Source organism: Caballeronia sp. (genome assembly GCF_028292365.1).
Classification (GTDB): domain Bacteria; phylum Pseudomonadota; class Gammaproteobacteria; order Burkholderiales; family Burkholderiaceae; genus Caballeronia.
In genome coordinates this window covers 1-3,835 of sequence record NZ_JAQGMM010000674.1, presented here as the reverse complement: position 1 = coordinate 3,835, position 3,835 = coordinate 1, and the positions used below count along the sequence as shown (strand labels likewise).

General features: G+C 58.0%; 3 protein-coding genes and 1 other RNA gene. All 4 read right to left on the bottom strand.

Going from position 1 to position 3,835, the window contains the following annotated elements:
* Window positions 1-211: 211 nt before the first annotated feature.
* The 4 genes from ssrA to ompA all read right to left on the bottom strand — a co-directional run bounded on the left by ssrA (window position 212) and on the right by ompA (window position 3,024).
* Window positions 212-580: a transfer-messenger RNA gene (gene ssrA / locus JWR14_RS38365) on the bottom strand.
* 94 nt (window positions 581-674) lie between these two features.
* A complete protein-coding gene (gene gph / locus JWR14_RS38360; protein WP_299720043.1) occupies window positions 675-1,391 on the bottom strand; it encodes a phosphoglycolate phosphatase in 717 nt (238 codons plus the stop codon).
* A gap of 77 nt (window positions 1,392-1,468) precedes the next feature.
* A complete protein-coding gene (gene ubiG, locus JWR14_RS38355) occupies window positions 1,469-2,167 on the bottom strand; it encodes a bifunctional 2-polyprenyl-6-hydroxyphenol methylase/3-demethylubiquinol 3-O-methyltransferase UbiG (protein ID WP_299720041.1) in 699 nt (232 codons plus the stop codon).
* Window positions 2,168-2,370: 203 nt separating this feature from the next.
* Complete coding sequence (ompA, locus tag JWR14_RS38350) at window positions 2,371-3,024, bottom strand: outer membrane protein OmpA (protein ID WP_299720039.1); 654 nt, start codon at window positions 3,022-3,024, stop codon at window positions 2,371-2,373.
* Between the last annotated feature and the right edge of the window lie 811 nt (window positions 3,025-3,835).

Genomic DNA, 3,835 nt, shown 5'->3' with positions numbered 1-3,835 from the left:
CCGATGTGAAGCGCGTCGCCGGAGCGAGAGTTTAGGCGGCGCGTTTTAGTTTTCGGGCACAAGTTCAAGCCACACGCGGGCTGTCGCCGGAAGTACCTGACTCGCTGATTCGGCAGGATAGGCATCGAGACGACTTCGAAAATAAAAAACCCCGCCGAGCCTTGTGGCACGCGGGGTTTCGAATAATCCGGTACAAGTCCGGATGCGTTATTGGTGGAGGCGGCGGGAATCGAACCCGCGTCCAGTAGCGCTCTACGACCAGTTCTACATACTTAGTTCTATCATTTAATTTAACCTGGCGACGCGGACGAACACGCTTCGCTTCGGCGATTCACTAAATTTTCGACCTTGGCGTCGCGACGCCGACAAGGCTTATCTGACGTATATGACCTCTCGCGGTATTGCTACCGGTCTTGCGACTCTAGTCCGTCAGTAAACTAGGGAGAGGCAGGCGGCCCTTAGGCTGCCAGTGCGAACGTTTCGTCGTTTGCAGTTACGTTTTTCCCATTGATTTACGAGGTGACGGGTCCTCGGTATGCCCTAGCCGCTTCGCAACCCCTGTCGAAACCAGGTCGCCCCCGAAGCATTGGTCATTATCTCACAGTTCATCCGCGTTTTGGCCGGTGAGGCCGCCCCATCCGGGAGCCGCAGCCGTCACCGACCGTTGATGCGCGTTATTGCACGTCGCGTAGCAGATGTTGCAATTCAATGGTTGTTTCCACGACATGATCCGCGTGCCATCGCGTGGGCGGCAGGTCCGTCCCGCAGTATCCGTAAGCGGCCGCCACGGTGACCATGCCGGCGGCGAAACCCGCCTGGACATCTCGCAGGTCGTCACCCACGTACACCACGCGCTCAGGCGCTTCTTCCATCAGCTCCGCAGCATGCAGCAGCGGCGCCGGATGCGGCTTCGAATGGGGGGTGGTATCGCCGCAAACAAGACACGCCGCGCGCTCAGCCAGTCCAAGCAGTGCCACTAGCGGTTCGGCCAGCCGCGTCGCCTTGTTGGTCACGATGCCCCAGCGCACGCCGCGTGCATCGAGTTGATCGAGCAATGCGTCGATACCCGGAAACAGCGTTGTCTCGATGCACAAATCCGCTTCATAGTTGGCGAGAAACTCCTCGCGCATGGACGCGTAATCGGGATGCTCTGGCTCAATCTCGAACGCGCCGGCCAGCAAACCGCGCGCGCCCGCCGAAGCCAACGGCCTCAAGGTCTCGAGCGGCCGCATTTCCAGCCCACGGTCGTGCCGCATCTTGTTGACGGCAGCAACCAGGTCAGGCGCGGTGTCCGCGATGGTGCCGTCGAGGTCGAACAAAATCGCGTGGCAGAGCTTGAGCCGGGTCTTGTCGATTTGATGCTTGGGCAAGGGCGTCGGGTCGTCGCTCATGAAAGTCCGTACAGGTTCGATGACGCTCGGAGGCGTGGGGTCGGCATCACTTGGTCGATCGCTCATGTCTGTTCCCGTCAGGCCACGCGGCGGCAAGCCATCAGATAGTTGATGCTTGAGTCGTCGGAGAGACCGAAGCGCTTGCTCAGCGGCCGGTACGTAATCCCCTTGATCTCGGCGATATCAAGTTGCGCAGAACGCACGTATTGCGCAAGTTCTGACGGCTTGATGAAGCGGGCGTAATCGTGCGTACCACGCGGTAGCATCCGGGCAATGTATTCTGCGCCGATCACCGCGAACAAATACGCCTTGGCATTGCGGTTGAGCGTGGAGAAAAACACCCAGCCGCCGGGTTTGACGAGCATTGCGCACGCCTGAACGATGGCCGCCGGATCCGGCACGTGCTCAAGCATCTCCATGCAGGTCACAACGTCATAGCTGCCGGGTTCCCGCGCCGCAAGCGCCTCGGCCGCGATCTCCTCGTATTCGACTTCGACGCCGCTCTCCAGGCTATGCAAGTCGGCCACGCCTAGCGCTCTCGATGACAAATCCACGCCTTTCACCTTCGCGCCACGCACTGCCATGGATTCAGACAGGATGCCTCCGCCGCAACCGATATCCAGCGCGCGCTTGCCCGACAGATGCGCAAGCCGGTCAATCCAGTCGAGCCGCACGGGATTGAGCTCGTGCAGTGGCTTGAACTCCGCATTCGGGTCCCACCAGCGATGAGCCAGCTCGCTGAATTTTTGAAGCTCGTGGGGATCGGCATTGATCATGTGCGGATAGCCTTGAAACGTAAGGTCGTAAGGTCAGGAACGGTCAAGCACCAAGTATATAGGCGGTGGCGAGAGCCGGTGGAACGCGGCACTCACCCAGGCCGGTCGAGCAGGGGAGCGCTCCGGGCGCCCGGCACGACGCGTTATGCATAAAAAAAGCCCCGCCGAAGCGGGGCTTTGATCCTGCGGCAATCTGTCGCGTATTACTGCGGCTGACGCGAGGTTCCAACAACTTCGACTTCCACGCGACGATCCGGTGCGAGGCAGGCGATAAGTTGCTTACGGTTCTTCTGGTTGCAACCCGTGGTAACCGGGTTACGCTTGCCCTTGCCTTCCGTATAGATACGGTTGGCTTCGATGCCCTTGCTGACCAAGTATGCCTTGACAGCTTGTGCACGACGCAGCGACAGGCGATCGTTGTACTTGTCCGAACCGATACGGTCCGTGTAACCCGTTGCGACCACAACTTCCAGGTTCAGGTCGCCGATCTTCGATGCGAGATCGTCAAGCTTTTCCTTGCCGCCTGGCTTCAGGATAGCCTTGTCGAAGTCGAACAGAGCGTCAGCTTGGTACGTAACCTTTTGGCTCTGGATAACCGGAGCAACCGGCGGAGCGACCGGCGGCTGCGGTGCCTGGGCTACCAGCGCGCCATCGCACTTTGCGTTAGCCGTTGCCGGGGTCCAGAACGCGTCACGCCAGCAAAGCTCGTTCGTGCCGTTCATCCACACCCATTCGCCCGTGCCGTTCACCCAGTTGTCGTTCACTGCCTGACGCGAAGCCGGGACCGATTGCGCCATCGCCGATGCAGCCATAACTGCGGTAGCTGCAATGAACGCGAGCTTTGAAAGTTTATTCATATTTCTCCTCTCGAAATTGAGATTACCGCAGGTTTACTGCGAGCCTTGTTGACGAAGACAAGTCATACATTGCTCGAAGTATAACATTACCGCGGAACAAAACGCTGTGTGTAGACTTCGAGCAGTGTCTAACTTTGTGCGTTCGCATTTTGCCATATCGTTCCCTTGCATCGATAAAAATATCCCTGGGTCCCTAACGCCCGCAACCTTATGTGGTGCATGCGCAACAAGACGGGGCAAGGAATTGCAGGGTTTGATACGTGCCGAACATGCGCACAATGCGTGCCACCCCGGAACTTTTTCCAAAAACCTCAATACATTTTTTTCGACAGTTTTTCGCGCGTTAATTGGCGACGTCAAAACCCGTGAGGGCGAATGATAGCGGGTTAGTCTGACGTTTTCACTTTGTTGTGCGCGGCAATTTGTAAGCTTTCGCAACCGTTTGCTCCGTGGGCTCGCGTCATGCTGGACATCGGCTTACGCATTGATTTGTCCCTTAATTCTTCAATCTGCTCCGTGCCAACTGCGGGTGCGACTGTATGTGTATACGCAGGCGCTCCAGGAGCGGATGTCGCGCATGTTAGAATCGCGTGATGCGTTGCGTTCGCAATGCCGATGCTAAACGACGGTGAATCCGGGTAAAACGCCGCAAAAGAGGCTTTTATTCCGCGCCGGCGCCGCACAGTTCAAGACACGGATAAATGGATCAATTCGCCAAAGAGACCCTGCCAATCTCCCTCGAGGAGGAAATGCGCCGCTCATATCTCGATTACGCGATGAGCGTGATCGTGGGGCGAGCGCTCCCCGATGT

Excerpts from the sequence above, each read along its gene's own strand:
- gph (WP_299720043.1), bottom strand. The coding sequence starts at position 1,391 with ATGAGCGACGACCCGACGCCCTTGCCCAAGCATCAAATCGACAAGACC.
- ubiG (WP_299720041.1), bottom strand. The coding sequence starts at position 2,167 with ATGATCAATGCCGATCCCCACGAGCTTCAAAAATTCAGCGAGCTGGCT.
- ompA (WP_299720039.1), bottom strand. The coding sequence starts at position 3,024 with ATGAATAAACTTTCAAAGCTCGCGTTCATTGCAGCTACCGCAGTTATG.